Origin of the sequence: Caulobacter sp. (assembly GCF_017744445.1) — a bacterium.
In the GTDB taxonomy this organism is placed as follows: Bacteria; Pseudomonadota; Alphaproteobacteria; order Caulobacterales; family Caulobacteraceae; genus Caulobacter.
In genome coordinates this window covers 248,555-272,987 of record NZ_JAGIBH010000004.1, presented here as the reverse complement: position 1 = coordinate 272,987, position 24,433 = coordinate 248,555, and the positions used below count along the sequence as shown (strand labels likewise).

Genomic DNA, 24,433 nt, shown 5'->3' with positions numbered 1-24,433 from the left:
GCGCTCTCCTCTAGGCTTGGGCGCACGAGGCCTGGGCGGCCTCCAGGAAGCGGATAACGGCCAACTCGAACGCACGCTCCGAGCGGCCGGCCTTCAGCGGCAGCACGCCTTGCTGATAGGCCTCCAGCACCAGCGGGTGGATGTACGAGCCCCGGCAGACGGCGGCGGTGTTGCCCAGCAGGCCCGCGACGGCCTTCACGCAGGTATTGACGTTGCGCTTGGCCTCCGCGGCGCTGCCAGCCTTGGGGATCAGGCACAGAGCCCGCGCGGCGGCCAGGGTGCCGGCCCAGGTGCGGAAGTCCTTCGCCGAGAAGTCCTGGCCGATGGCCTCGCGGATATAGGCATTGACGTCGGCGCTCCCGACCGAGCGACGCTGGCCGTCGTCGTCGAGATACTGGAACAGGCGCTGGCCGGGCACGTCCTGGCAGGCCTTGACGATGCGAGCCAGGCGGCGGTCGCGGAAGCCGGTCGTGTGCGTCACCCCGCTCTTGCCCTTGAACGTGAACGTACCGCCCATGCTGGACAGCTTGGCGTGGCGATCGCGCAGGGTGGTGAGACCAAAGCTCTTGTTGGTTTGCGCGTATTCCTCGTTGCCAACCCGGATCAGGGTCAGCTCCATCAGACGGACGACGGCGGCGATGACCTTGTCGCGCGGCAGGCCCCGGCGGGCGAGGTCGGCCTCGACCCGGGCGCGCAGCTTGGGCAGGGCGCGGCCGAAGGCGATCATGCGGCCGAACTTCAGTCCGTCGCGGTCGCGCCGCCAGGCCTCGTGATAGCGGTACTGCTTGCGGCCCTTCAGGTCGCGGCCGGTCGCCTGGATGTGGCCGCGCGGCGAGGGGCAGATCCAGACGTCGGTCCAGGCCGGCGGGATGGCCAAGGCCTTGATGCGGTCCAGCGTGGCGGCGTCGTCGACCTTGTCGCCGTCCGGATCGCGGTAGGTGAAACCGTCGCCCGCCTTGATCCGGCGCAGCCCCGGATCGTCGTCGTTCACATAGAGCAGGCCGGTCGCCACCGGCTGGAGTTCGAGCGTATCGCGCGGCATGTCGCCAGCCCTCTTGCCTTCGCCGGATCAACGACGGGCGAGGGGGCGGGTTCCGGCGGGCTCCGAATGCGAAAAGGCCCGCGCCTTTAGAGGACACGGGCCTTTCGAAGCGTACTGATCTGGCGAGGCTTACGGGGCCTCGTCGTCCACCATGGCGCGGACCAGGTCGACCACCCGGCGACGCAGGCGACGATCGGCCAGGCGCGGGAACAGGCTGGCCAGTTCCAGGCCTTCCGGCGTGGAGACGAACTCGGTCATGCGCTGGGCGAAGCCGTCGTCGATGCCGCCGTCGGTCTCGTCCAGGCCCTCGAAGAAGTAGGACACCGGCGCCTGTAGCAGCTTGGCGGCGTCATACAGCTTGCTGGCGCTGATGCGGTTGGCGCCGCGCTCGTACTTCTGGATCTGCTGGAAGGTGATGCCCAGGGCGTCGGCGACTTGGGTCTGGGAAAGACCCATCATCTTACGGCGAATTCTCAGCCGGGCGCCCACATACAGGTCCACGGGGTGGGCTGGTTCGACTGCGGGTCGATCGTTCATCCGCCTCTATTCCAATTGCGCCGCGCGGAGGCGGCCTCATGCCAATATTAACGGGTATAGACACAGCTTGGCTGCATCGTCACGTCCGGACGTGCACGGAACGGGTCTTCGCGCCAAAGTGTCGCGCTCGATTTACTATCGTTAATGATGAATAGCCGAAGGATAGACGTGGTCGTTCCGGACTTGACGTCGGCGCCCTCCAGAGGTGTCTGCGCGCCATGACAGTTCAATCGGGCGTGCGTATCGCCGTGGCTGGGGCCGGGGCGCTGGGATCCGCGGCGGCTTTGCGCCTGGCGCGGGCCGGTTTTCAGGTCACCGTCTTCGATCCGGCGGCGCCGGGGGACAACGCCTCGGGCGTGGCCGCGGGCATGCTGGCGCCGGTCAGCGAGGCGCTTTTCGATCCGGCTTCGCGCGATCATTTGGCCCTGATGCGGCGCGCTCGCGACCTGTGGCCGGCCTTTGCCGAGGGGCTGGGAATCGAAATCTACCGCGCCGGCGTGCGAATCGAAGGCTCCGAAACCTGGCGCGGCGAGGTCGGTCGTAAGCTCGAGGACCTGGGCCTGCCGGCTGACGAAACCATTCCCGAGGACTGGCGCATCGAGGCTCGGCCGGCGCTGGCGGCGCTGCGGACGGCAGCGCAGGCGGAAGGCGTGCGGTTCGAGGCTGTGGCGGTCGAAGGCTTTGCGCCTGGCGCTCTGCGTCTCGCCGATGGCCGCACCGAAGCCTTCGACATCCTCGTGCTGGCCACCGGTCCCGGCGCGCGGGACGGCCAACTGGCTCCGGAGACCGCCGCCCTGGCGCCGATAAAGGGCCAGCTCCTGCGGACCTCGGCCGGCGAAGGCGACATGGTCGTGCGGGGCGAGGGGGTCTATCTGGCCCCCGGCGAGACCCTGGCCATCGGCGCGACCATGGAGGCCGGCCGTGACGACCTCGAACCCGACGCCTCGGCGACCCAGACCCTGCGCGCCGCCGCCTGGGCGCTGCGACCGGACCTGGACCTCAACGCCGCCAGCGTCGAGGTCGGCGTGCGCGTCACCACGACTGACGGCCTGCCGCTGGTCGGCTGGAGCAAGGCCCCCGGTGTCATGCTGGCCGTCGGCGCGCGGCGCAACGGCTGGCTGCTCGCGCCGCTTGTGGCCGACATGGTCGCGGCGTATCTGAATGGCGATCACCCGGGCCCGGACGCCGCCGCCATGGACGCGCGACGCTTCGAGAAGCTTGGGGACTAGCAACGCAGGGGAGTAGGGCCGGATGTCCGGATTCTGGTTGACCGAAGAGCAGGAAGCCATCCGCGAAGGCGTCGCCAAGGTGTGCGCGGCCTTCGATGACGAGTACTGGCACCGCACCGACGAGACCGGAATCTTCCCCGAGGAATTCGTCGCCGCCATCGCCGAGGGCGGCTGGCTGGGTGTCGCGATGCCGGAGAGCGTCGGCGGCGCGGGCCTGGGCCTAACCGAGGCGGCCGTGATGATGCAGACCGTGGCCCAGTCGGGCGCGGGCTTCTCGGGCGCCAGCGCCATCCACCTCAACATCTTCGGCCCGATGCCGCTGGTGAAGTTTGGCAGCGACGAGCAGCGCGAGCGCCTGTTGCCGCGGATCATCTCGGGCGAGGACAAGATGTGCTTCGCGGTGACCGAGCCGAACTCGGGCCTGGACACCGCCAGCCTGGAGACGCGGGCCGAGAAGGTCGACGGCGGCTACCGCCTGAACGGCCGGAAGATCTGGACCACCGGCGCCCAGCGCGCCAACAAGATCCTGATCATCGCCCGCACCATGCCCAAGGATCAGTGCGCCAAGCCGCACCAGGGCCTGAGCCTGTTCTACACCGACGCCGAGAAGATCGAGGCCAAGCCGATCCCGAAGATGGGCCGCAAGGCCGTCGAGTGTAACATGCTCTTCATCGAGGACCTGTTCGTCCCGGCGCAGGATCTGGTCGGCGAGGAGGGCAAGGGCTTCCAGTACCTGCTGCATGGGCTGAACCCCGAGCGGGTGCTGTTCGCCGTCGAGGCCATCGGCCTGGGCCGGGCGGCGCTGGCTAAGGCGACCACCTATGCCAATGAGCGGGTCGTGTTCGGCCGGCCGATCGGCCAGAACCAGGGCGTAGCCCATCCGCTGGCCAAGTCGTGGGCCGAGCTGGAAGCCGCCAACCTGCTCGCCTTCAAGGCCGCTGCCCTCTACGACCAGGGCAGAGACTGCGGGGCCGAAGCCAACGCCGCCAAGTACCTGGGCGCCGAGGCCGGCTTCCACGCCTGCGAGAACGCGGTCCTGGCCCATGGCGGTATGGGCTATGCCAAGGAATACGACGTCGAGCGCTACTTCCGCGAGGCGATGATCGCCCGCATCGCGCCGGTCAGCCGCGAGATGATCCTGAACTTCATCTCCGAGCGCGTGCTGGGGCTGCCGAAGAGCTACTAGCAATTAGAAGAGAAAGGGCCGGATCGCCGATACGGAAGCGATCCGGCCCCCTCCGCTTCAAGGAGGCGCGAGGGCGTATCAGGCGCCTGCGTTGAAGCGGATCGGGATGCGGACGGTTGCGCCGTCCACGGCCTCGCCGTTCTCGGTCTGTGGTTTCATCTTGAAGAAGCGCGAGACCTTCAGGGCGGCGGCGCCGAAGCCCTCTTCGCTTGGGGTCTCCGACAGGACCGAACAGTCGCGAACCGTGCCGTTGACCGCCACCACGCAGTTCAAGGTCGCCGAGCCCGACACCCCGCGCCGCTGGGCGCTTTCCGGATAGTAGCGGGCCATGTCGTCGGCCGAGGGCAGCCGCAGCCAGTTGGCGCGCGTGATGACTTTGGCTGGCGGCGAGGGCGGGGCCGGAGGCGCGGGCGGTGTCGGCGTCAAGGTCGTGAGGGGACCCGTCGCCGGCGGCCCATCCGTTCTGATCGTCGGATCGGCCACCAGGGGCGGGGGCGCTTCGAAGGAGGTCTGCAAGGGGATATGCAGCTTCGGCGCGGCGGCCTGCGGCGGCGGCTGATCGGTCGGCGGCGGAGGGGGCGGCGCCTTTGGCGGCGTGTAGAGCGGTTCCAGAACCAGCGGCGGCGTCTCGACCATTGTCGGCAGTGGCGAGACCCACTTCTGATAGGCCAGATAACCGATCAGCCCGGCGTGCAGTGCGGCCGAAACGCCCAGGCCGATCATCAGCACCTTCGAGGGTTTGCGGGGCGGGGCGTCTAGGCCGGGAATACCGGAGCCGCTGGGGTGGAGAGCCAGGTTCATGTCAATCTCCTACGCTGAATTACATCTGTAGGATCAGGTCAGCACGAACCGCTTGGGCTGTAAATTGACATTCGTAATTTGCGTGACGATTTGTCTTACGTCTGTAAGAGTGGGTGCGGCATCTCGTCCCCGGACGCAGGGCTCCGAACGTGGTTAATCCTGAATTAACCATGATCGCCGACTCCTGAGGCCCATGCCCGCCGTCAGTTCCATCCGCAGCGTCGTCGAGTCGGCGATCCAGCGCGCGTCCAGCGCGACTGGTGTCGATTTCACGTTCCTGATGGGCACGGCCAAGCGCGAAAGCGGCTTCAATCCCGCCGCCAAGGCGCGGACCTCGTCGGCTTCGGGCCTGTTCCAGTTCGTCGACCAGACCTGGCTGTCCACGCTGAAGAAGCACGGCGCCAAGTATGGCTACGCCCGCTACGCCGACCTGATCAGCCAGGGCAGCGACGGTCGTTACCGCGTCGACGGCGACGAGGCGCGCAAAGCCGTGCTGGGGCTGAAGACCGATCCGCACGCCGCCTCGCTGATGGCCGGCGAGCTGGCCAGCGACCACGCCTCGTATCTGCGCGGCCGGGTGGGGCGCGACCCCACGGCCGGCGAGCTGTACGCTGCTCACTTCCTGGGTCCGTCGGGCTCGGCGCGTTTGATCCAGGCCGCCACGGCCTCGCCGGGGGCCAGCGCCGCGGCGATGTTCCCGGACGCGGCCCAGGCCAACCGCTCGATCTTCTATCGTGACGGCCGCGCCGCCACGGTAGGCGAGGTCTATGCCAACCTGACCAAGACCGGCGGCGCGACGCGCGTCGACATGGGGCCCGCTCAGGCGCCGGCGGTTCAGGCCGATCAGGGCTTCCTGCAATATGCCGGTGGCCGTCGCCTGGAGCGCATCCGCCAGCAGGAGGCGATGGTCGACCTGATCCTGCGCGGCTCGCAGGATGTCGGCAATCCGTTCAGCGGCGACAGCGCCAGCATGGGCGGCGGTCAGCGCCTGGCCAGCTCGATGTTCTCGGCCGAGATGCTGCGCGTCCTGTCCGACGCCAACGACAAGATCAAGCGCTAGCCTTGATCCGTTTCCCCGGCGAAAGCCGGGGCCCAGATCCAATCCGGTGAGGCTGACTGGATCGACGCGGAGTTTCGGAGCCCACTTCAGCGCCATTCCATCTGGGTCCCGGCTTTCGCCGGGAAGACGGATTGGTTAGGTGGAGGTGGAAACGAGCTTAGCCACCTGGTCCTCCGACCAACCCAGTTCCCTGAACACCACCGCCGTATCCGCGCCCAGTTTCGGCGCGGGACCGCGCGGGCCATCTTCTGAACCCGGGAAGCGGGCTGGGGCCGCCGGGGCCTTGAAGGTTCCGCCGGCGCCGTCGGGCGTGTCCACGAAACAGCCCGCCGCCTCGGCTTGGGCGTCCACGGCCAGCTCGCGCGGGGTCTGGTAGGGCGCCCAGGTGATGTCGCCGGCGTCCAGCGCCTCGGCGGCGTCGTCATAGGCCATGGCTCCGAACGCCTCGTCCAGGATGTCGACCAGCGCCTGGCCGTTCTCGCGGCGGGTCTTGGCGGAGGCAAAGCGCGGATCGTCGACCAGCTCGGGCCGGCCGGCGGCGGCGGCGATGCGGGGCCAGTCCACCGAGCCCTGACGGGGCAGCAGGCAGATCCAGCGGCCGTCGGCGGTCTTGTAGAAGTTGGCCAGTGGCTGCACGGATTCCCGTCGGCCACGGGTGGAGGCCAGCCTCCCGAAGCGCAGCTGAATCGCCATGTCCGAGCCGATCGCATAGACGCCGGTGCGCAGCAGCGAGGTCTCGACCAGCCGACCGACGCCCGTGTTGGTGCGTTCGTGGACCGCCGCCAGGATCGCGGACACCGTCGCCAACGAGGTGACGTGGTCGCCCATGCCGGTGCGGATCGGGAAGGGCTCGGTTCCTTTGGGCGCGGTGATCGATCCGACCCCGGCGCGGGACCAGAACGCCGCCACATCCATGCCGGGCTTGTCACGATCGGGCCCGGTCAAGCCATAGCCTGTCAGGCTGCAATAGATCAGGCGCGGATTGAGCGCCTTCAGGGTCTCGTAGTCGACGCCGGCGCGGGCCAGGGCGGCGGGGCGGACATTGGTCAGGAAGATGTCGGCGGTGGCGGCCAGGGCCTTCAGCGCGTCGCGGCCCAGGTCGGACCGGATGTCCAGCACGACGGCCTTCTTGCCCCTGTTGTCGAGCTCGAAGATCGGGTTGGCGTCCTGGTCCGAGCCGATGGTGTCGAAGAACCGCCGCATCGGGTCGCCCTCGGGGGACTCGACCTTGATCACCTCGGCGCCCCAGTCGGCCATGATCCCGGCAGCGCCGGGGGCGGCGATATAGGTGGCCAGTTCGACGACGCGCAGTCCCTCCAGCATCGCTCTCTCCCTTTTATCGTTGGGGAGGAGTGTGCGGGAGGGCGAGGGAAGGGGAAAGGCTTACCCGGCGGCAAGCCCTTCCATGAGACTTCAGAACACCAGGCGACCCGGCGGTTCGACCTTGAGGATCCGCAGCGCGCGTTCGTGGCCGTCGCGGTCGGGCCACTGGATCGACTGGCCGACGGACAGGCCGAACAGGCCCGCGCCGACCAGGGACAGCACCGAGATCTTGCCGGCGGCGATGTCGGCCTCTTTGGGATAGACCAGCAGCACCGAGCGGGCCGCGCCGTGGGCGTCGTCCTCGAACCGCACGGTCGAGCGCATGCGCACGACGTGGTCGGGCATGGCGTCGTCGGGACGGATCTCGGCGCGGTCGATCTCGGCCAGCAGCAGGTCGGCCGCCAGCGGGGCGGCCTGCTCCATCTGCACGGCCAGAGCAGACAGCTGTTCGGCCTCGGTTTCGGCCATGATGAGGTGTGGACGCACGACGGCGTCCGCTTGCGCGAGCATGGAAAGTTCCAGGCATAGGGATGTTCAGGCGCGACGGCGCGAAGCCGTCAGATGGCGGGATGATGTGTGTTCGCCCCGAACGCCCGCCGCTACAGGGGCGCGGACGGTTCGGGGCTAGGAGCCTGCGAGCAGGCTACCGCCGTGATGGCGAAAACGCCGGAAGGTCGGGCGCGAGAACATGCGCCATTCTCGCCTTCAGGAGGGCGAAGTCAAACCGCTTAAGCGGCTTCCGACTTGGCGACGTTGCGGTCCAGGGCCGAGGCGTCGGCCAGGGCGCGAGCTACGGCGGCGACGCTGACGGGCTTGCGCAGCACGATGTCGGCGCCCGCGTCCAGGAACTCCGAGGCCTCCTCGCCATCGCCCTCGATGACCGCGATGATCGGCGTCTGGCGATTGGGGCCATCGGCGCCGCGCAGCGAGCTTGCCGCGCCCGGGCCGTCCAGCACCGGCATGCGGTGATCCAGCATCAGAAGGTCGAACTCAGCGATCTTGGCCAAGTCGGCGGCGCGGCGGCCATTCTGGGCGTGGACCACCTGGTGGCCCAGCTGCTCCAGGATGGCGCGCAGCATGGCCGCGTTCAAGGCGTCATCCTCGGCGATCAGCACGCGCATGGTGCGCGGCGCGCCCGGCGTCTCGGTGACGATGGCCTCTAGCTGCTCTTCCTCCAGCTCGCAGTCGACGGCGGCGTCGAAGGGCAGGGTCAGGGTGAAGCAGCTGCCCACGCCCACGGCGCTGCGGGCCTCCAGGGCGCCGCCCATCAGTCGCGCCAGCTGGCGCGACAGCGACAGGCCCAGGCCCGCGCCGTTGACGCCGGCCCCGGTGCGCTCGACGCGGCGGAAGGGCTCGAACGCTTGCTCCATCTCTTCGGTGGAGAGGCCAGGGCCTGTGTCGGCGACCTCGACCGCGACCGCGCCGTCGCGCAGCTCGACGCGGACCTCGATGCGGCCGCGAACCGTGTACTTGACCGCATTGCCCAGGATGTTGGCGATGATCTGGCGGGTGCGCAGGGCGTCGGCGACGGCGGCGCCCTTGTCGCGGCCCTTCAGCAGCGGGTCGATATGGACGGCCAGCTCGAGGCCCTTGGTCGCCGCGTGCGGCTTGTCCAGCAGGACCAGATCCTGGACCAGGCGGACGGGATCGAACGGCTGGGTCTCGACGTTCAGGCGGCCGGACTCGGCGGTCTCGCTGTCCAGGGTGGCGTTCAGCACCGAGATCAGGTCCTGGGCCGCGTCCAGCGCGGCGTTCAGCTGTTCGCGCGAAGGGGCTGCTCGACCGCCCTTGCCGGCGGCGGCGGCCAGCACGTGGGTGACGCCGGTCAGGCCGTTGCGGATCTCGTGGCTGAGGGTGGCGACGATGTCGGACTTGCTGCGGGCGGTGCGCTCGGCTTCTTCCAGCACGCGCAGGCGCTCCTCGACCAGCTCCTCGTGCGAGACGGCCAGGTCGTGCTGGCGGCGGACCATCTGGTTCAGGATCATGCCCAGGGTCAGGGCCAAGGCCGTGGCGCCCCAGGTCAGGTCGCCGCCCTGGTGGCCGTCCGGCTGCGAGAACCGGGCGACCAGCGGACCGGCGGCGGCCAGCGGCGCGATGATCAGCAGGGCCGGCAGGTAGGGCGCGGCGAAGAAGGTGCAGAGCACGGCTCCCGCCGTGGCCAGCATCAGGAGGGTGTCGCGGGCGGGACCGGCGCCCTGGGCGAAGGCGGAGATCTGCACGACGCTCAGCGCCCACAGCACCCCGCACAGCACCTGGACCCGGGCGCGACGGTTAAGATCTTGCGACGCATCGTCGCGCAACCAGTTCACGGCGGCGTAGAAAGCGCCCCAGTTGATCGCGAAGACAGCGAAGCTGGCGGTCATCCACACGCGGTTGGCGGCGAATGATCCGACCCACACGAACAGGGGCAGGCTGACGGCGAAAACCCCCAGCGCGTAAGGCAAAAGCGCGGCCTGGGCGTCCAGGGCCTTGGCCAGTCGGGCGCCGTCCATCGGGCTTGTCTTCAGGCGACGCTCGGCGAGCAAGATCACGCTCCTCTTCGTTGAGCGCGAACCTTAGGCCAGCGTGGTTGGTACCCGGTTACGGGACATCGTTAATCCACAGCTTCCTAAGGCAAACAATCATTAAGCCTAACCGTCGACGATGCGACTCCAGACATAGCTCCCGGTAGGCGAACCATGGCCACCACCCGCGCTGCACTTACCGACTCCGACATCCGCATGCTCGTGAAGGGCGCGACGCCTGACGAGCGGGCCCTGGCGGCGCACAAGCTGTGCCGGAACATCGATCGCGCCGTCCTCACCGACGACGAGCGCGAGGTCGCGCACGACATCCTGCGGGTGATGGCCGCCGACGCCGCCGAGCTGGTCCGCCGTGCCATGGCGGTCACGCTCAAGAATTCCCAGGCCCTGCCGGCCGACGTCGCCAACCGCCTGGCGCGCGACGTCGAGAGCGTCAGCCTGCCGATCATCAGCTTCTCGCCGGTGTTCACCGACACCGACCTGGCCGAGATCGTCCGCGTCGGCGGTCCCGTGCGCCAGATGGCGGTGGCCAAGCGTCCCAAGCTGTCGGCCAAGATCACCACGATGCTGGTCGAGCAGGGCAATGAGGACGTGGTCGCCACGGCCTGCGCCAACGACAACGCCCGCTTCTCGGAAGTGGCGCTGCAAAAGGCCCTGGATCGTTTCGCCAAGTCCGAGACCGTGCTGCAGGCCGTGGCCTATCGCACGGCCCTGCCGCTGGCGGTGACCGAGCGCCTGATCGAGATGGTCGGCGACCAGCTTCGCGACCACATCCTGTCCAGCCACGCCCTGTCGGCCGAGCTGACCATGGAGCTGATCGTCGGCGCCAAGGAGCGGGCCACGATCGACCTCGTCGACCAGGCCGGACGCGCCGCCGACCCCAAGGGCTTCGTCGCCCACCTGCACAAGGTCGGCCGGCTGTCGCCGTCGCTGATCCTGCGCGCCCTGGCCCATGGCCACATGACCTTCTTCGAGTGGGCCGTGGCCGAGCTGGCCGGCGTGCCGCACCACCGCACCTGGCTGATGATCCACGACGCCGGCCCCCTGGGCCTGAAGGCGATCTGCGAGCGCGCCGGCCTGCCGCCGCGTCTCTATTCGGCGTTCCGCGCGGGCGTCGACGCCTATCACGGCCTGGAATTCGACGGTGGAGCGAATGATCGCGAGCGCTTCCAGGAACACATGATCCAGCGCTTCCTGACCTCGTCGCACTCCGGTTCGCGTGAAGACAATGAGTACCTGCTGGAGCGTATGGACCGGAGCGCCAACCGGCGTCGGGCGGCTCGCTCGGACCAAGGCGCGGCCTAAGCGCCTAAACTAAACGGGCGTTCGAAAGAGGTCTGGGCAAGCGCACGGACCTGCGCCAGACTTCCCGCATGTCTGACTCCCTGCCGGGCGCGATCCGTCTCGCCGCCACTGTCCTGCTGCTGCGAGACGCGCCTTCGTTCGAGGTGCTGATGGTCAAGCGGCATCACCAGATCGACTTCGCGGCCGGGGCCCTGGTATTCCCGGGCGGCAAGAGCCATCAGGGCGACAGTGATCCGCGCTGGCGGGACCTGGCGATCGGCTTCGATGAGGTTGGCGGCGACGGCGTTGCGCTACGGATCGCCGCTCTACGCGAGGCCTATGAAGAGGCCGGCGTGCTGCTGGCCCGTGACCGGGAAGGGGCCTTCTATGCGGGCGAGGCGGCCAAGGCCATCCGCGACGCGGTGGCCCAGGACAAGGTCGCCTTCATCGACGTGGTTCGGGACCTGGGGCTGAAACTGGACCTCTCAGCGCTGACGGTCTTCGCCCGCTGGATCACACCCAAGCTGATGCCCAAGCGCTTCGACACCTGGTTCTACGTCGCCCACGCGCCGCTGGCTCAGCAGGCGATCTGCGACGGCCACGAAGCGGTCGACGCCGAGTGGATCGCGCCGAGCCTTGCGCTGGACCTGGCGGCGTCGGGCCAGCGCAAGGTGATCTTTCCCACACGCATGAACCTGCAGCTGCTGGCCGAGAGCACCGATCCGGCCGACGCCGTGGCGCGAGCCCAGGCGCGCGAGCTGGTCACGGTCGAACCGTGGATCGACGGGCCGGTCCTGCGGATCCAGGAGAACGCCGGCTACGGGCCTGTGACGGAGCCGCTGGCAGCGCTCTGAGGCCTTCTTAGCCTCCCATCCTCCGATTATCCCCGCGAAAGCGGGGATCCAAGCCGAGGCTCAGGAAGGGCGCTGCGCTAAAGCCTCAAACGCCGCTTGGATCCCCGCTTTCGCGGGGATGCTCGGTGTAAGGGTTATTTCAGCCCGCTGCCCGACCCATTCACCCACGCCACCACGTCGCCCAGCACCTTGGCCGTCGCCTGGTCGAAGGCCGGGACGATGGCGCCGACGCGGTTGTCGGCGGCCTTCACGCGGGCTTCGAAGATCTGGTCGCCGATCAGGGCGCGGTCCTGGCTGCGGTTCAGCACGCCGCGCACCCGCACGACCACCTCCGGCGCGGCCTTGGGGCCGTTGACGTAGTCGGCCTCGAAGGTGCGCACTTCCAGCCGCAGCATCATGTCGGCCTTGGCCACTTCGCCGCGACCGATCAGACGGGCGCGGCCGGGGTCGTTCTCGAAGGCGCGAGCGGTGGCTTCCTCGAACAGCACGAAGGCCGGCGACACCCAGCGGGCGTCGGCGATATAGGCCATCTCGCCATTGGTGCTGGTCAGGATGCGGTCGCCAGCGGCGGCGCGGGTGAAGGACGAGGGCGTCTTCAGCACCCCGAACATCGCGCCGGGCGGGCCCTTGGGCACGCTGACCTCGGCCTCGCCGAAGCGATACAGGCTGGCCGGCTTGGCCTTCGGGAAGACGCTGATGCAGCCGGAGAGGCTGACCACCAGCGCGGCGGCGGCCATAGCGCGGGCGGTATTACGGATCATCGGACTCACGGCTTGACCTCCACTTCCTTGGCGGGCGCCTTGCCGACCAAGCCTCGAGGGTTCTGTTCGACGTCGGCCACCAGGCGGTCCAGGGACTCGGCGGCCGACTGCAGGGTGACGATGGCCGACGACAGCTGCGGCAGGCCGGTCGTGGCGAAGTCGGTGGTCGGGCCTTCCAGCTTGCCGACCATGCCGCGGGCGTCCTTGGCGGCGGCCTTCAGCTCGGCGGCGGCGTCGCCCAGTTCCTTCAGGGTGCGCTTGCCGTCGCCATCGACCAGGCCGTTGGCGCTCTTGGACAGCTCGGTGATCGACTGGGCGGTCTGGTCGATGCTCTGCAGCGCCTTCTGGGCGTCGGCGATGATCTCCTTGCGCTCGCGCAGCTCGGCGGTGACCGCCTGGACGTCGCTGAGCGAGGCGCTGAAGGTCTTGATGTTCTGGTCGGACAGCACGCGGTTGACGCGGTCCAGCGCCTCGATGGTGCGGGTCAGCACCGTGCCGCCGCCTTCCAACAGGTCGGAGAGGGCGCTGCGCTGGCTGCGCAGGACGGGCACCTTGCCGTTCTTGACGGTGTCCTTCAGCAGCTCCTTGTTCGGCGAGCCAGCGGTGATCTGGACGTAGTTGACGCCCGTGATGCCCTGCGGCTCCAGCGTGGCGTAGCTGTCGACCTTGACCGGCACGTCCGAGGTCATGCGCACGCGGGCGATGACGCGGTTCGGATCGGTCTTGTCCAGTTCGATGCGGCTGACCTCGCCGACCTTGATGCCGTTGAAGTGCACCTCGCCGCCCGTGGACAGGCCGCGCACCGGACCGACGAACAGGATGTCGTACAGGTCGTAGTCGCGCGTGAAGCTGACCTTGGCCAGCCAGACCACGAAGATCACCAGGCCCATGAACAGGGCCAGCGATATGGCCCCGACCAGGGCGTAGTTGGCGTTTCTTTCCATCAGAAGTCCGTCCTTGCCTCGGCCGGATCCTCGGCGGTCGCGGCGGCGCGACCCCGGGGGCCCAGGAAGTATTGCTTGATCCAGGGATGATCCGAACGCTCGAGCTCGCGCACGGGCGCCACGGCGACCACCTTTTTGTCGGCCAGCACGGCCACGCGGTCGGTGATCGCGTAGAGGCTGTCCAGGTCGTGGGTGATCATGAAGACGGTGAGGTCCAGGCTGTCGGAGAGGTCCTTGATCAGCGCGTCGAAGGCCTCGGCGCCGATGGGGTCCAGGCCCGCCGTGGGCTCGTCCAGGAACAGCAGCTCGGGATCCATGGCCAGGGCGCGGGCCAGGCCGGCGCGCTTGCGCATGCCGCCCGACAGCTCGGCGGGCTTGAGCAGGGCCGCGCGGGCCGGCAGGCCGACCATGGCGATCTTGAGATCGGCGATTTCCTCGATCTCGCGACGCGGTAGCTTGGTGTGTTCGTACAGCGGCGCGGCGACGTTCTCGCGCACCGTCAGGTTCGAGAAGAGGGCGCCTTGCTGGAAGAGGACGCCCCAGCGCCGCTCGACCGACGACCACCGCCGGCGCGAGGCCACGCGCATGTCGCCGCCGAACAGCCGCACCGTGCCGCCGTCTGGGACCTTCAGGCCGATGATGGTGTTGAGCAGCACCGACTTGCCGGTGCCCGAACCGCCGACGACGCCCAGCACCTCGCCCCGCTCGACCTTCAAATCGAGGCCGTCGTGGATGACGTTCTCGCCGAAGCACGAGAGCAGGCCCTGCACTTCGATCGGATGTTTTTCGGTGTCGGCCGTCTCTACGGCGGGAGGGATCACGGCGGGGCCGGTCATATGTCCAGCTCCATGAAGATCAGGGCGAAGACCGCGTCGATCAGGATGATGGCAAAGATGGCGTGCACCACCGCCGCCGTCACGCGCCGGCCCAGGGACTCGACGTCGTTGCCGACCTCCATGCCCTGGCGGCAACCGATCGCGGCGATCACCGCGGCCATGACGGGCGCCTTGCACATGCCGATCCAGAAGTGCGTGACGCCGACGAAGTCGATGATCCGCTGCAGGAAGAAGGTCGGCGACAGGTCCAGCACGACCCAGACGACCAGGATGCCGCCGGCCAGGCCGGCGATCGTGGCCACGAACACCAGCAGTGGGATCGTGAAGAGCAGGGCGGCGAATCTGGGCAGGACCAGCGCCTCGTAGGGGTCCACGCCCATGACCTGCATGGCGTCGATCTCCTGGTTCATCTTCATCGAGCCGATCTCGGCCGCGAAGCTGGAGGCCGAGCGGCCGGCCAGCAGGATGGCGGTGATCAGGATGTTGAACTCGCGCATCACCGAGATGCCGATCAGCTCGACCGAATACACCTGGGCCCCGAAGTCGGTCAGCATGTTGGCGCCCAGCAGGGCCACCACCGCGCCGATGAAGAAGGTCGTGACGGCCACGATCGGCATGGCGTCCAGGCCCGCGCGCTCGCACAGAGCCACGGTCGGCGCCCAGCGGATGCGGCGGGGATCGGCGATACTGCGTCCCAGGGCGACCAGCAGGTGGCCCAGGAACACCATGGTGCCATAGGCGTCGTCGAACAGGCCAAAGACGCCCTTGCCGATCCGGGCCAGCAGGGCGTGAAAGCCGCGCGAGCGTACGGTGGGCTCGGGCTCGACCTGGATGGCGGCGCCGACCAGCTCCAAGAGACGCAGCACTTCGCGGCGGGCCTGGACCTGCTCGGGCCTCAGGCGATCGCCGGCGGCGCGCAGGATGGCGTAGGCGCCGGCGGTGTCGCAGCGATTGACGCCGGTCAGGTCCAGATCCAGATCGCGCGCCTTCGCCAGCGCGTCGTCCAGCCGAAGCCCGGCGTCGAACAGACCCCGCGCGGTCCAGTCCCCCGACAGCACCGCCGCCGTACGGCCGTCCTGTTCGGTCAAGGTGAAGTCCGCCGGAAGCGCCATGAAGTCCTTGAGGCTCGTTTCCTGGTTATATCCAAGCCCTGCCGTGGACCTGACAAGTCCAAAACGCGCCAAGGCGCAGCTTGTTGCTGCTTAAGGCGATATCGTGACGAAACGCACGTGGCGCCTGGCTTTTGGCTCGATCCCCATGCGCGGTGCGGCCACGGGGCGCATCGCGCCGAACTTCAATGTTGGTTAACGGATTCCCGTCACTGACATGGTCAACGAAACCTTACCCTCGAGTCGGAGTCCAAGACATGAGCGCTCACAAGCTTGATAAGCGGATGGCCTTCATGCGCTTCGACGAGCGCTCGCGGACGGCCCTGCGCGCGATCAAGCCGGTGATCGACGCCGAGATCGCCGGAGCCCTGGGCAAGTTCTACAATCAGGTCCGCCTGTTCCCCGAGACGCGCGGAAAGTTCCGCGACGACGCCCACATGAACGGCGCCGAGCGCGCCCAGGCCGCCCACTGGCGCCGGATCGCCCAGGCGGACTACGGCGAGACCTATGTCCGCGACGTCGAGCGCATCGGTCGCGCCCACGTCGACGCCGATCTGGAACCGCAGTGGTACATCGGCGGCTACGCCCTGGTGGCCGAGGAGCTGATCCGCGCCGTCGTCGCCAAGCGCGCCAAGGGGATGTTCAGCAACGCCGCCAAGTCGGACGCCGAGCTGGCCGACGGCCTGTCGGCCCTGACCAAGGCCGTGTTCCTGGACATGGAACTGGCCATCTCCTGCTACCTGGAACTGCTGCAGGAAGAGCGCGACGCCCTGGAGGCCGAGCGCGAAGCCGCCGAGGCTCGCCAGGCCCAGGCCGTGAAGGCGGTGGGCGAGGCTCTGGCCCGCCTGGCCGCCGGCGATCTGACCGCCCGCGTCGAGGGCGACCTGGCCCCCGAGTTCCACAGCCTGAAGACCGACTTCGAGCAGGCCGCCGGCGCTCTGGCCGAAGCCATGCGTTCGGTCGAGCACTCGGCCGGCGGCATCCGCTCGGGCGCGGACGACATCGCCCGCAGCGCCGAGGACCTGTCGCAGCGCACCGAGCAGCAGGCCGCCACGCTGGAGCAGACCGCCGCCGCCGTCGAAGAGCTGACCGGCGCTGTCGGCAAGACCGCTCAGAGCGCTCGCGAGGTGTCCTCGCGCGTCGCCGAAGCCTCGACCGAAGCCGAGCGCTCGGGCCAGATCGTCACCCGCGCCGCCGAGGCCATGACGAAGATCGAGGCCCAGTCACAGCAGGTGAACCAGATCCTGGGCATGATCGATGAGATCGCCTTCCAGACCAACCTGTTGGCCCTGAACGCCGGCGTCGAGGCCGCCCGCGCGGGCGACACCGGCAAGGGCTTCGCCGTCGTGGCGCAGGAAGTGCGGGCCCTGGCCCAACGCTCGGCCCAAGCGGCCAGCGACATCAAGTCGTTGATCACCGAGAGCAGCCGCCAGGTCAGCGAGGGCGTCGAGCTGGTCAGCCAGACCGGCGAGGCCCTGCGCGGCATCCATGAGAAGGTCGGCGGCATCGACGAGCTGGTCAACGCCATCGCCGCTTCGGCCAGCGAGCAGGCCACGGCCCTGGGGCAGGTCAATTCGGCCGTGAACCAGCTGGACCAGGTGACCCAGCGTAACGCCGCCATGGTCTCGCAATCGACCGAAGCCACCCACGCTCTGCGGGTCGAGGCCGCGGACCTGTCGAACCGCGTCGGCGCCTTCCGCCTGGGCGGTCGCCAACAAAGCTTCCAGCCGACCGTCCGCGAGCAACCGGCCGAGAACCCGGTCCACGCCGCCCGCGCTCGCGTCGCCGCTTTCGCCCGTCCGGGGCGGTAAGATCGTCTACTTCGGCGGCGGCGCCGTCGAAGCGCGGTGGATCAGTTCGAAGGGCAGGAGCACGTCGACCGGCCGTTCAGGCGGTTCACTGCTCTTGGCCCGGGCGATCAGCAACTTGGCCGCCGCCGAGGACATCTCCGCCACCGGCTGACGCACCGTGGTCAGTTGCGGCCGGCTGAAGCGTGAACTCGGACTATCGTCGAAGCCCGCCACCGAGATGTCGCCCGGCGTCATCAGCCCGGCCTCCGCGATCGCGGCGATACAGCCCAGCGCCATGTCGTCGTTCGACGCGAAGATCGCCGTCGGGCGGTCGGGCAGGGCCAGCAAGGCCTTGGCCTGCTCCAGTCCCGACTGGAAGGTGAAGTCGCCCTGGCGCACCCAACTGTCGGCCACGGGCAGGCCGCGAGCCTTCATAGCCTCCAGATACCCCTCGCGCCGCGCCTGGCTGGCGCCGTAGCGCGGCTCGCCGACGATGAAGCCGATGCGCTTGTGGCCCAGGTCGGCCAGGTGCTGGGTCATCTCGCGGGCGGCGGCGATGTCGTCCATGTGCACGCGCGGCCCCAGGCCTTCGGCGTTCTCCGGACCGACGCGGACATAAGGCGTGCCGGCCTTGTCCAGGATCTCCAGCACCGCCGGGTTGTCGGAAGAGGGCGGGGTCAGGATCACGCCGTCCGGCTTCAGGGCCGCCAGGAAGCCCGCGACGTCCTGGCGGCAGTTCGGGCCGTCATTGTCGATCAACTCGATCAGCAGGTGATAGCCCTGGTCGCGGCACACCAGCGTCGCACCCAGCTGGATGCGCGACAGGTAGTCGGCGCCGCGCTCGCTTTGCCAGTGGTCGATGGTCAGGGCCGCGTCGACGAAGACGGCGATCACGAACGAGCGCGAACCGGCCAGGCTGCGCGCCGACAGATTCGGGCTATAGCCGAGCTCGCCGGCCGCCTCGAGCACGCGATCGCGCATGGCGGGCCGAACGTTCGGCTCCTTGTTCATCACCCGCGAAACAGTCTTGATCGAGACGCCCGCCTTCGCGGCGACGTCGTAGATCGTCACCGAAGCCATCAGCTCGCCCCGACTACTTTGAGATTCACGCCCATTTGCTCAGACTAGAGCGTCTCGGCGACAGAAGGAAACTCCCTGCTTTACCGTACGGAATCTCTTGTCTCGCAAGGGAGCGACGGTCAGTGTGCCCAGGACACGGCGTCAGATCGTGCAGGGCCTGTCCGTTTTCGATGTCATCGGAAGCGGGCGAACAGGCCCTGATTCAAAGAGTTCGGAGCATGGCGACGCCATGCTCTCGGGGGAGGTGAGATGGCGTTTGACGAGGGAGCGCGGCCCAAAGTGCCGGTGCGGGCGAATTTCATCGCCGCGTACACCCTCGCGCAGGTCGGCGCCTTTGTATCCTTCCAGCCGCTTCTGCAGGTGCTGCTGCCACTGAAGGCCGAGTCGATCGACGCGGCGTCCAAGGCGGTGGTGCTCAGCCAGGTCGCCTTCTGGGGCGCTCTGGTCGCCAGCATCGCCAATCTGCTGGCCGGGGCGATCAGCGACCGCACCACCTCGCGTTTCGGCCGTCGTCGCCCCTGGATGGTGGTCGGCGCGATCGGCGCCTCCCTGGCCTATCTGGCGATCATGAACGCCAAGACACCGCTGGCCCTGATCGGCGGCGTGATCCTGTTCCAGCTGACCTTCAACCTGTGCTTCTCGGCCCTGGTGGCGGTGATGCCCGATCGGGTGCCCGACAATCAGAAGGGCATGGTCGCGGCTTTCCTGAGCCTGGGAAATCCGATCGGCACCGCCTTCGGCGCGGTGATGATCGGTGGGCTGCTGGTCGTCGAGTGGCAGCGCTACGCCGCGATCTCGATCGCTTTGCTGCTGGGCCTGGCGCCGTTCGTCCTGCGGCTGAAGGACCCGCCCTTGGCCAAGGCCGATGTGCCGCCGTTCCACCTACGAGAGTTCATCGCCGGCCTGTGGGTCAGCCCGCGCAAGCATCCCGATTTCGCCTTCGCCTGGGCCGGCCGGTTCATGGTGTTGGTCGCCTTGAGCCTGGTGCAGAGCTACATGCTCTATTTCCTGCAGGACGTGGTCGATTATCCCAAGCTGTTCCCCGGTCACCGCTCCGAGGAAGGCCTAGCGATCCTGGCCACGGTCTCGACCATCTTCAACGTCATGTGCGCCATGGCCGGCGGGGTGCTGTCGGACCGCATGCGGCGGCGCAAGCTGTTCGCCTTTGGCGCAGCCCTGACCATCGCCGCCTCGATGGTGGTGTTCTCGTTGACGACGGACTGGACCGTGCTGCTGGCGGCCTATGTCGTCTATGGCTGCGGGGCGGGCTGCTTCTGCGCCGTCGATATCGCCCTGGTCACCCAGGTGCTGCCGTCGCAGAAGGACGCCGGCAAGGACCTGGGCGTCATCAACCTGGCCAATACGCTGCCCCAGGCCCTGGCGCCGGCCTTGGCCGTGTGGAGCCTGGGACCCAACCACGTGAACTTCAACGTGTTCTTCCTGATGGCCGCGGGTCTGGCCCTGACTGGCGGTCTGGCGATCCTGCCGATACGAGGGGTGCGCTAGCCACCGCCGAGACGTTTCCTTGCCCCAGTTCCGCGTCGTCACCGATCCCGACGATCCCGCCGTCGCCCCGTTCAGGGCGATCAAGGAGCGAGACCTCGTCGGGCGCGAGGGCCTGTTCATCGCCGAGGGCGAGACCGTGCTGCGGGCCTTCGTTCGCGATGCGCCAGAGCGGGTGGTGTCGCTGCTGATCGACCCCAAGCGCCAGGACAAGCTGGCGCAGGTGTTCGAAGGCCTGCCGGACGAGACGCCAGTCCATTTCGCCGACCAGGCCGTGCTGGACGCCATCGCCGGCTTCCACTTGCATCGCGGCGTGCTGGCGGTGGGGCGCAAGCCCGAGCCGATTGCGGCGCGAGACCTGCTGGCCGGCTTGCCCGAACGGGCGGTGGTGCTGGTGCTGTGCGGCATCGCCAACCACGACAACATCGGCGGCATCTACCGCAACGCCGCCGCGTTCGGCGCCGATGCGGTGGTGCTGGACGCCGACTGCTGCGACCCGTTGTACCGTAAGGCCATCCGTGTCTCGGTCGGGGCGGTGCTGTCCGTGCCGACGGCGCGACTGGAGCGGGGCGAGGACATCGCGCAGCTGCTGGCCGCGACCGGTTTCGAAGGCCTGGCGCTCAGCCCGTCGGCTTCCGAGATCCTGGCGCACCTTAAGCCCGCGCCGCGCACCGCCGTGCTGCTGGGCGCGGAGGGACCGGGTCTGACCCCTGAGGTGATGGCGCGCGCCAGGACCATCGGCATCCCGATGGCCAATGGCTTCGACTCGCTCAACGTCGCCACCACCAGCGGCATCGTCCTGCACCACCTGCGGTTCGCTCAGGGCTGAGAAAGTGGGCTAGGAAACCGGTTTCCTTGGCTCTAGGCTTTGGCCCGACAAATCACCCGTCAGAAGGCTTTGATCCCATGCTGAACCGTCGCGGCGCCCTTGCGGCTTTCGTCACCGGCGTTCTGGGATCCCTGGCGGCGCGCAAGGCGGAGGCCGCTCCCGTGCAATCGAACACCCCTCTGGCTGACCCAACCGAGGTCATCACCCTGTGGCCCAACGGCGCGCCAGGCGGGGAGGGCGTCACGGCCGTCGAAGCGATCATCGACCGCACCGTGGCCGGCGGCCCGCGCGACCGGGCGCAGACCCACACCCGCAAGCCGACCCTGGTCGTCTTCCGGCCCAAGAAGCCAAACGGCGCGGCGGTCATGCTGATTCCGGGCGGCGGCTATGAGCGCGTGGTGCTGGACAAGGAAGGCTATGAGACCGCCCGCTGGCTGAACGGGCAGGGCTACACCTGTTTCGTGCTGTTCTACCGCATGCCGGGCGACGGCTGGGCGGCTGGCGGCGACGCGCCGTTGCAGGACGCTCAGCGGGCCATCCGCATCATCCGCTCCAAGGCCGCCGAGATGGGCTTCTCGCCCGACCGCGTGGCGATCATGGGCTTCTCGGCCGGCGGTCACCTGGCGGCCAACCTGACCGTCCGATACGACGCGGCGACCTACACCGCGATCGACGCCGCCGACCAGCTGCCGACCAAGCCAAACCTGTCGTGCCTGATGTATCCGGTGATCAGCACTGACCCCGCCATCGCCCACGCTGGCTCGCGCAAGCAGTTGCTGACCGCGATCAACACGCCCGAGCGCGCTCTGGAGCTGTCGCCCGAGAAGCAGGTGCGTGAGGGCCTGTCGCCCGTGATCGTGATCCACGCCGCCGACGACAAGACCGTGCCGGTCGAGAACGCGCTGGTGATGTTCTCGGCCCTGAAGGCCAAGGCCGTCCCGACCGAGATGCACATCTTCGAGGAAGGCGGCCACGGTTTCGGCATGCGCTTCACGCCGGACAAGCCCGTGTCGGCCTGGCCCGGCCTGTTCGAAGCCTTCGCCAAGCGGCACGGCGTTTAAGCTCCGCAGTCGGCGGTCTTTTCCTTCAGCTTCCAGGCGGCGATCTCGGCGTCGCGGAACTTGACCCACTCGCCGCGCAGGACGGCGGGGCGCTTGCCGTGGCGCTCGTCCAGGAACTGCGCCCCGACCACGCGATCGGTGCGGAAGGTGCGGAACGCCTCGCGCAGCTCGCACCAGGCGATGATCATCCGCACGGTCTCGCGATAGCCGACCGTCACCGGCCAGATCACCCGTGCGCTGACCGCCCCGGCGCCGTCGCTGTAGTCGAGGCGGATCTTGCGGCCAGCGTGGATCCAGGCGCGGACCTGGGCGACGTCGATGCGGTCGGTCTCGGGCTTCCAGGCCGGGGAGGCGGCCGCCGCCGGTTCCAGCACATAGGGCCGCAGGCGGTCGGGCACGGCGGCAGCGATCTTGCTGATCAGGTCGTTGGCGGCCTTGGCCAGGACCGGATCGCCGCGCCCGGCCACCCACTGCGCGCCCAGCACCGCGGCCTCGATCTCGTCAGGGGTCAGCATCAGGGGCGGCATGTCGAAGCCGGCCTCCAGCACATAGCCCACGCCCGCCTCGCCACGGATCGGCGCGCGCTGGCCGACCAAGGCGGCGATGTCGCGATAGACGCTGCGCTTGGAGGTCTCCAGCTCGGCGGCGATGGCGTCGGCGGTCACCGGCGCGCGGCTGCGGCGCAGGATCTGGATGATCTGGAAAAGGCGTTCGGCGCGTCTCATGGCCTTACATATCGCTGATCGCTACTGACAGCATGCTGGCAGTAGACTGGCGGTAGCAAGTCGTCACCACGACATTCGAGATCGGAGAGGGACGATGATCACGCTGTTCGCCGCCGGAGCCGGGTTCGGGCTGCCCGAGATCAGCCCCTATGTGACCAAGACCGAGGTCCAGCTGATGATGGCCGGCCTCGCCTACAAGAAGACTAAAGGCAGCCGCGAGACCGCGCCTAAGGGCCAGTTGCCGTGGATCGAGGACGCCGCCCAGGCGATCGGCGACTCCACCTTCATCCGCGCCCATATCGAGCAGAAGTACGACATCGACCTGGACATGGGGCTCTCAGGGAAAGAGCGCGCCCAGGCCTGGGCGATCGAACGGATGATCGAGAACCAGCTGGGCTGGGTGAACGCCTACTTCCGCCACCTGGAGCCGGCCAATTTCGCCAAAGGCGCCGCGCGGTGGTTCGACCAGGCGCCGGAGCACCTGCGCGACGACCTGCGACGTGGGCTGCTGGAGGCGATCGCGACCAATGTCCGCGCGGTCGGCGTGGGTCGGCACCTGCGGGAAGAGGTGGTCTGGCTGGGCAGCCTGTCGCTGCGCTCGCTGGACGAGCTGTTGGAGGACAAGGCCTATCTGATGCGCGACAGCCATCCGGTCGGCGTCGACGCCACGGCCTTCGCCATGCTCGCGGGGATCATGACGCCGCATTTCGACTCGCCCCTGCGCCTTGAGGCGGAAAGCTATCCGCGTCTGGTCGACTATGTCAGCCGGATGATGGCCCAGTTCTATCCGGCCCATCCCTGGAACCTGCGTCAGGCGGCCTGAGACCGCTAACAAATTGGTCGTACAAATCTGAACAAATTGGTCAGGCCATTTTTGATTGCATGCTTGGCCAGTTTCGCTAGGGTGACCGGGCGTGATCGGGCGTTTCGTTCGATCTCTTGCTCGTCGACCACAGGCGCTGCGTATCTTGCGCCGACCTCCTCCCGGGGCGGACGACGATGGCGGCCGGAGTCCTTACCCTCCGGCCGCTCGCCGTCTCTTGGTAAGGCCACTTGCTCGCGGCGCTTGTGAGGCGGCCGAAGCGGCGCTAGTCCTGTGGGACGCGTCGTTCTTGGCGCTTGTCACGGCGTTTGCGATGTCGACCCCTTCGGACACTCCGTCCACGGACTCCACGCGGCTCTACCAGCAGGTGGCGGCCTCGATCAGCGCGTCGATCGCCGATGGCGCGTTCCAGCCTGGCCACCGCCTGCCGTCCGAGCGCGACCTGGCCGACGAGTTCGGCGTCAGCCGCCCCACCGTCCGCCGCGCCGTCATCGCTCTGGAGATGCGCGGCCTGCTGGAAGCCCGCCAAGGCTCGGGCGTCTATGTCCGCCTTGACCAGCCGCCGCCGCCGGCCAAGGACCTGGACATCGGGGCCTTCGAGCAGGCCGAGGCCCGTCGCCTGTTCGAGGGCGAGGCCGCCGCCCTGGCCGCCACCCTGATCACCGATGACGAGCTGGCCTATCTGGAGACCCTGGTCGTCGAGATGAACAGCGACGCGGCGACCAAGGAGCAGTCCGAGCTGGCCGACCGCCAGTTCCACATCTCGATCGCCGCCGCCACGCGCAACGTCGCCGTGGCTCGGATCGTCGAGAACACCTGGGACCTGCGCTACCGCTCGCGCCTATGCATGCAGATGCTGGAAAAGGCTCGGCACGTGCGCAAACGGCCGCTGAAGGACGAGCACCAGGAGATCGTCGAGGCCCTGCGCACCCGCGACCCCAAGGCCGCCCGCGCCGCCATGCAGGCGCACCTGGGCGGGCTGATCGAGAACCTGCTGCTGACCGCTGAACTCGAGGCCATTGAGCGCACCCGCGAGAGCCTGGCCGCTAAGCGCGAAGAGATCGCCCTGCGCGCGGCCAGTGCCGCCAAGTAGATCCTCCATAAAAAACGGGCCGGATCCCCGAAGGAACCCGG

The 24,433-nt window shown here is 68.4% G+C and carries 23 protein-coding genes; 11 read left to right on the top strand and 12 right to left on the bottom strand.

The genetic code is table 11. The annotated features are described in order from the left end of the window. Positions 1-10: 10 nt before the first annotated feature. The gene (locus J7528_RS08125; RefSeq protein ID WP_291872648.1) at positions 11-1,042 is read right to left on the bottom strand and encodes a DNA topoisomerase IB; all 1,032 of its coding nucleotides are present in this window, start codon (positions 1,040-1,042) and stop codon (positions 11-13) included. Between the two features lie 129 nt (positions 1,043-1,171). After that, the gene (locus tag J7528_RS08120; RefSeq protein WP_291872646.1) at positions 1,172-1,579 is read right to left on the bottom strand and encodes a helix-turn-helix transcriptional regulator; all 408 of its coding nucleotides are present in this window, start codon (positions 1,577-1,579) and stop codon (positions 1,172-1,174) included. A gap of 218 nt (positions 1,580-1,797) precedes the next feature. Here J7528_RS08120 and J7528_RS08115 point away from each other — a divergent pair, with 218 nt between their 5' ends. After that, positions 1,798-2,808: an FAD-dependent oxidoreductase gene (locus J7528_RS08115; protein WP_291872642.1), complete on the top strand. Its 1,011-nt coding sequence runs from the start codon at positions 1,798-1,800 to the stop codon at positions 2,806-2,808. Between the two features lie 22 nt (positions 2,809-2,830). Further along, complete coding sequence (locus J7528_RS08110; RefSeq protein WP_291872640.1) at positions 2,831-3,994, top strand: acyl-CoA dehydrogenase family protein; 1,164 nt, start codon at positions 2,831-2,833, stop codon at positions 3,992-3,994. A 78-nt stretch (positions 3,995-4,072) separates the two neighbouring features. Here the strand turns inward: J7528_RS08110 and J7528_RS08105 are convergent, their stop codons facing one another. Then, a complete protein-coding gene (locus tag J7528_RS08105) occupies positions 4,073-4,795 on the bottom strand; it encodes an energy transducer TonB (RefSeq protein ID WP_291872638.1) in 723 nt (240 codons plus the stop codon). A 193-nt stretch (positions 4,796-4,988) separates the two neighbouring features. Here J7528_RS08105 and J7528_RS08100 point away from each other — a divergent pair, with 193 nt between their 5' ends. Continuing rightward, positions 4,989-5,855 (top strand): transglycosylase SLT domain-containing protein, encoded by an 867-nt coding sequence (locus tag J7528_RS08100; RefSeq protein WP_291872634.1) that lies wholly within the window; start codon positions 4,989-4,991, stop codon positions 5,853-5,855. Between the two features lie 135 nt (positions 5,856-5,990). On the opposite strand, the gene J7528_RS08095 is transcribed toward J7528_RS08100, so the two are convergent. The 3 genes from J7528_RS08095 to J7528_RS08085 form a co-directional block, all read right to left on the bottom strand. After that, a complete protein-coding gene (locus tag J7528_RS08095) occupies positions 5,991-7,178 on the bottom strand; it encodes a CaiB/BaiF CoA-transferase family protein (RefSeq protein ID WP_291872632.1) in 1,188 nt (395 codons plus the stop codon). Between the two features lie 90 nt (positions 7,179-7,268). Continuing rightward, on the bottom strand, positions 7,269-7,688 hold the full coding sequence (rnk, locus tag J7528_RS08090; protein ID WP_291872629.1) for a nucleoside diphosphate kinase regulator: 420 nt from the start codon (positions 7,686-7,688) through the stop codon (positions 7,269-7,271). Between the two features lie 218 nt (positions 7,689-7,906). Further along, a complete protein-coding gene (locus tag J7528_RS08085; RefSeq protein WP_291872761.1) occupies positions 7,907-9,703 on the bottom strand; it encodes an ATP-binding protein in 1,797 nt (598 codons plus the stop codon). A gap of 153 nt (positions 9,704-9,856) precedes the next feature. Here J7528_RS08085 and spbR point away from each other — a divergent pair, with 153 nt between their 5' ends. Next, positions 9,857-11,005, top strand: a complete 1,149-nt coding sequence (spbR, locus tag J7528_RS08080) for a pole-localized protein SpbR (protein ID WP_291872626.1) — start codon at positions 9,857-9,859, stop codon at positions 11,003-11,005. A 68-nt stretch (positions 11,006-11,073) separates the two neighbouring features. Then, positions 11,074-11,838, top strand: coding sequence for an NUDIX hydrolase (locus tag J7528_RS08075; protein ID WP_291872622.1), 765 nt, complete (start codon positions 11,074-11,076; stop codon positions 11,836-11,838). A gap of 134 nt (positions 11,839-11,972) precedes the next feature. Here the strand turns inward: J7528_RS08075 and J7528_RS08070 are convergent, their stop codons facing one another. From J7528_RS08070 to J7528_RS08055, 4 genes are read right to left on the bottom strand one after another with little or no spacing between them, the layout of a single operon-like run. Further along, positions 11,973-12,599 (bottom strand): ABC-type transport auxiliary lipoprotein family protein, encoded by a 627-nt coding sequence (locus J7528_RS08070; RefSeq protein ID WP_291872758.1) that lies wholly within the window; start codon positions 12,597-12,599, stop codon positions 11,973-11,975. Between the two features lie 5 nt (positions 12,600-12,604). Then, the gene (locus J7528_RS08065; protein WP_291872619.1) at positions 12,605-13,543 is read right to left on the bottom strand and encodes an MlaD family protein; all 939 of its coding nucleotides are present in this window, start codon (positions 13,541-13,543) and stop codon (positions 12,605-12,607) included. Beyond that, entirely contained in the window at positions 13,543-14,379 is an 837-nt protein-coding gene (locus J7528_RS08060) for an ABC transporter ATP-binding protein (protein WP_291872615.1), read from the bottom strand. Before J7528_RS08060 ends, J7528_RS08065 begins: the two co-directional genes overlap by 1 nt. Then, positions 14,376-15,491, bottom strand: a complete 1,116-nt coding sequence (locus J7528_RS08055; RefSeq protein ID WP_291872613.1) for an MlaE family lipid ABC transporter permease subunit — start codon at positions 15,489-15,491, stop codon at positions 14,376-14,378. The genes J7528_RS08060 and J7528_RS08055 overlap by 4 nt, the downstream gene beginning before the upstream one ends. A 254-nt stretch (positions 15,492-15,745) precedes the next feature. Between J7528_RS08055 and J7528_RS08050 the strand changes: the two genes are divergently transcribed. Next, positions 15,746-17,299, top strand: a complete 1,554-nt coding sequence (locus J7528_RS08050) for a globin-coupled sensor protein (protein WP_291872610.1) — start codon at positions 15,746-15,748, stop codon at positions 17,297-17,299. A 6-nt stretch (positions 17,300-17,305) separates the two neighbouring features. Here the strand turns inward: J7528_RS08050 and J7528_RS08045 are convergent, their stop codons facing one another. Further along, complete coding sequence (locus J7528_RS08045; RefSeq protein ID WP_291872606.1) at positions 17,306-18,358, bottom strand: LacI family DNA-binding transcriptional regulator; 1,053 nt, start codon at positions 18,356-18,358, stop codon at positions 17,306-17,308. A 249-nt stretch (positions 18,359-18,607) separates the two neighbouring features. Between J7528_RS08045 and J7528_RS08040 the strand changes: the two genes are divergently transcribed. The 3 genes from J7528_RS08040 to J7528_RS08030 all read left to right on the top strand — a co-directional run bounded on the left by J7528_RS08040 (position 18,608) and on the right by J7528_RS08030 (position 21,751). Continuing rightward, the gene (locus J7528_RS08040; protein WP_291872604.1) at positions 18,608-19,864 is read left to right on the top strand and encodes an MFS transporter; all 1,257 of its coding nucleotides are present in this window, start codon (positions 18,608-18,610) and stop codon (positions 19,862-19,864) included. A gap of 19 nt (positions 19,865-19,883) precedes the next feature. Next, positions 19,884-20,690: an RNA methyltransferase gene (locus J7528_RS08035; RefSeq protein ID WP_291872601.1), complete on the top strand. Its 807-nt coding sequence runs from the start codon at positions 19,884-19,886 to the stop codon at positions 20,688-20,690. A gap of 77 nt (positions 20,691-20,767) precedes the next feature. Beyond that, positions 20,768-21,751, top strand: coding sequence for an alpha/beta hydrolase (locus tag J7528_RS08030; protein ID WP_291872598.1), 984 nt, complete (start codon positions 20,768-20,770; stop codon positions 21,749-21,751). Here the strand turns inward: J7528_RS08030 and J7528_RS08025 are convergent. Beyond that, positions 21,748-22,476: a YafY family protein gene (locus J7528_RS08025; RefSeq protein WP_291872595.1), complete on the bottom strand. Its 729-nt coding sequence runs from the start codon at positions 22,474-22,476 to the stop codon at positions 21,748-21,750. The genes J7528_RS08030 and J7528_RS08025 overlap by 4 nt on opposite strands. Before the next feature lie 94 nt (positions 22,477-22,570). Between J7528_RS08025 and J7528_RS08020 the strand changes: the two genes are divergently transcribed. Further along, positions 22,571-23,299 carry a glutathione S-transferase family protein gene (locus tag J7528_RS08020; RefSeq protein WP_291872592.1) on the top strand — a complete coding sequence of 243 codons (729 nt, stop codon included), beginning with the start codon at positions 22,571-22,573 and terminating at the stop codon, positions 23,297-23,299. Positions 23,300-23,612: 313 nt separating this feature from the next. Then, positions 23,613-24,392 (top strand): FadR/GntR family transcriptional regulator, encoded by a 780-nt coding sequence (locus tag J7528_RS08015; RefSeq protein WP_291872589.1) that lies wholly within the window; start codon positions 23,613-23,615, stop codon positions 24,390-24,392. Positions 24,393-24,433: the final 41 nt, after the last annotated feature.

What these genes read in the sequence shown, in the direction of transcription:
- J7528_RS08125 (WP_291872648.1), bottom strand. Translation starts at nt 1,042, where the DNA reads ATGCCGCGCGATACGCTCGAACTCCAGCCGGTGGCGACCGGCCTGCTC.
- J7528_RS08120 (WP_291872646.1), bottom strand. Translation starts at nt 1,579, where the DNA reads ATGAACGATCGACCCGCAGTCGAACCAGCCCACCCCGTGGACCTGTAT.
- J7528_RS08115 (WP_291872642.1), top strand. Translation starts at nt 1,798, where the DNA reads ATGACAGTTCAATCGGGCGTGCGTATCGCCGTGGCTGGGGCCGGGGCG.
- J7528_RS08110 (WP_291872640.1), top strand. Translation starts at nt 2,831, where the DNA reads ATGTCCGGATTCTGGTTGACCGAAGAGCAGGAAGCCATCCGCGAAGGC.
- J7528_RS08105 (WP_291872638.1), bottom strand. Translation starts at nt 4,795, where the DNA reads ATGAACCTGGCTCTCCACCCCAGCGGCTCCGGTATTCCCGGCCTAGAC.
- J7528_RS08100 (WP_291872634.1), top strand. Translation starts at nt 4,989, where the DNA reads ATGCCCGCCGTCAGTTCCATCCGCAGCGTCGTCGAGTCGGCGATCCAG.
- J7528_RS08095 (WP_291872632.1), bottom strand. Translation starts at nt 7,178, where the DNA reads ATGCTGGAGGGACTGCGCGTCGTCGAACTGGCCACCTATATCGCCGCC.
- rnk (WP_291872629.1), bottom strand. Translation starts at nt 7,688, where the DNA reads ATGCTCGCGCAAGCGGACGCCGTCGTGCGTCCACACCTCATCATGGCC.
- spbR (WP_291872626.1), top strand. Translation starts at nt 9,857, where the DNA reads ATGGCCACCACCCGCGCTGCACTTACCGACTCCGACATCCGCATGCTC.
- J7528_RS08075 (WP_291872622.1), top strand. Translation starts at nt 11,074, where the DNA reads ATGTCTGACTCCCTGCCGGGCGCGATCCGTCTCGCCGCCACTGTCCTG.
- J7528_RS08070 (WP_291872758.1), bottom strand. Translation starts at nt 12,599, where the DNA reads ATGATCCGTAATACCGCCCGCGCTATGGCCGCCGCCGCGCTGGTGGTC.
- J7528_RS08065 (WP_291872619.1), bottom strand. Translation starts at nt 13,543, where the DNA reads ATGGAAAGAAACGCCAACTACGCCCTGGTCGGGGCCATATCGCTGGCC.
- J7528_RS08060 (WP_291872615.1), bottom strand. Translation starts at nt 14,379, where the DNA reads ATGACCGGCCCCGCCGTGATCCCTCCCGCCGTAGAGACGGCCGACACC.
- J7528_RS08055 (WP_291872613.1), bottom strand. Translation starts at nt 15,491, where the DNA reads ATGGCGCTTCCGGCGGACTTCACCTTGACCGAACAGGACGGCCGTACG.
- J7528_RS08050 (WP_291872610.1), top strand. Translation starts at nt 15,746, where the DNA reads ATGAGCGCTCACAAGCTTGATAAGCGGATGGCCTTCATGCGCTTCGAC.
- J7528_RS08045 (WP_291872606.1), bottom strand. Translation starts at nt 18,358, where the DNA reads ATGGCTTCGGTGACGATCTACGACGTCGCCGCGAAGGCGGGCGTCTCG.
- J7528_RS08040 (WP_291872604.1), top strand. Translation starts at nt 18,608, where the DNA reads ATGGCGTTTGACGAGGGAGCGCGGCCCAAAGTGCCGGTGCGGGCGAAT.
- J7528_RS08030 (WP_291872598.1), top strand. Translation starts at nt 20,768, where the DNA reads ATGCTGAACCGTCGCGGCGCCCTTGCGGCTTTCGTCACCGGCGTTCTG.
- J7528_RS08025 (WP_291872595.1), bottom strand. Translation starts at nt 22,476, where the DNA reads ATGAGACGCGCCGAACGCCTTTTCCAGATCATCCAGATCCTGCGCCGC.
- J7528_RS08020 (WP_291872592.1), top strand. Translation starts at nt 22,571, where the DNA reads ATGATCACGCTGTTCGCCGCCGGAGCCGGGTTCGGGCTGCCCGAGATC.
- J7528_RS08015 (WP_291872589.1), top strand. Translation starts at nt 23,613, where the DNA reads ATGTCGACCCCTTCGGACACTCCGTCCACGGACTCCACGCGGCTCTAC.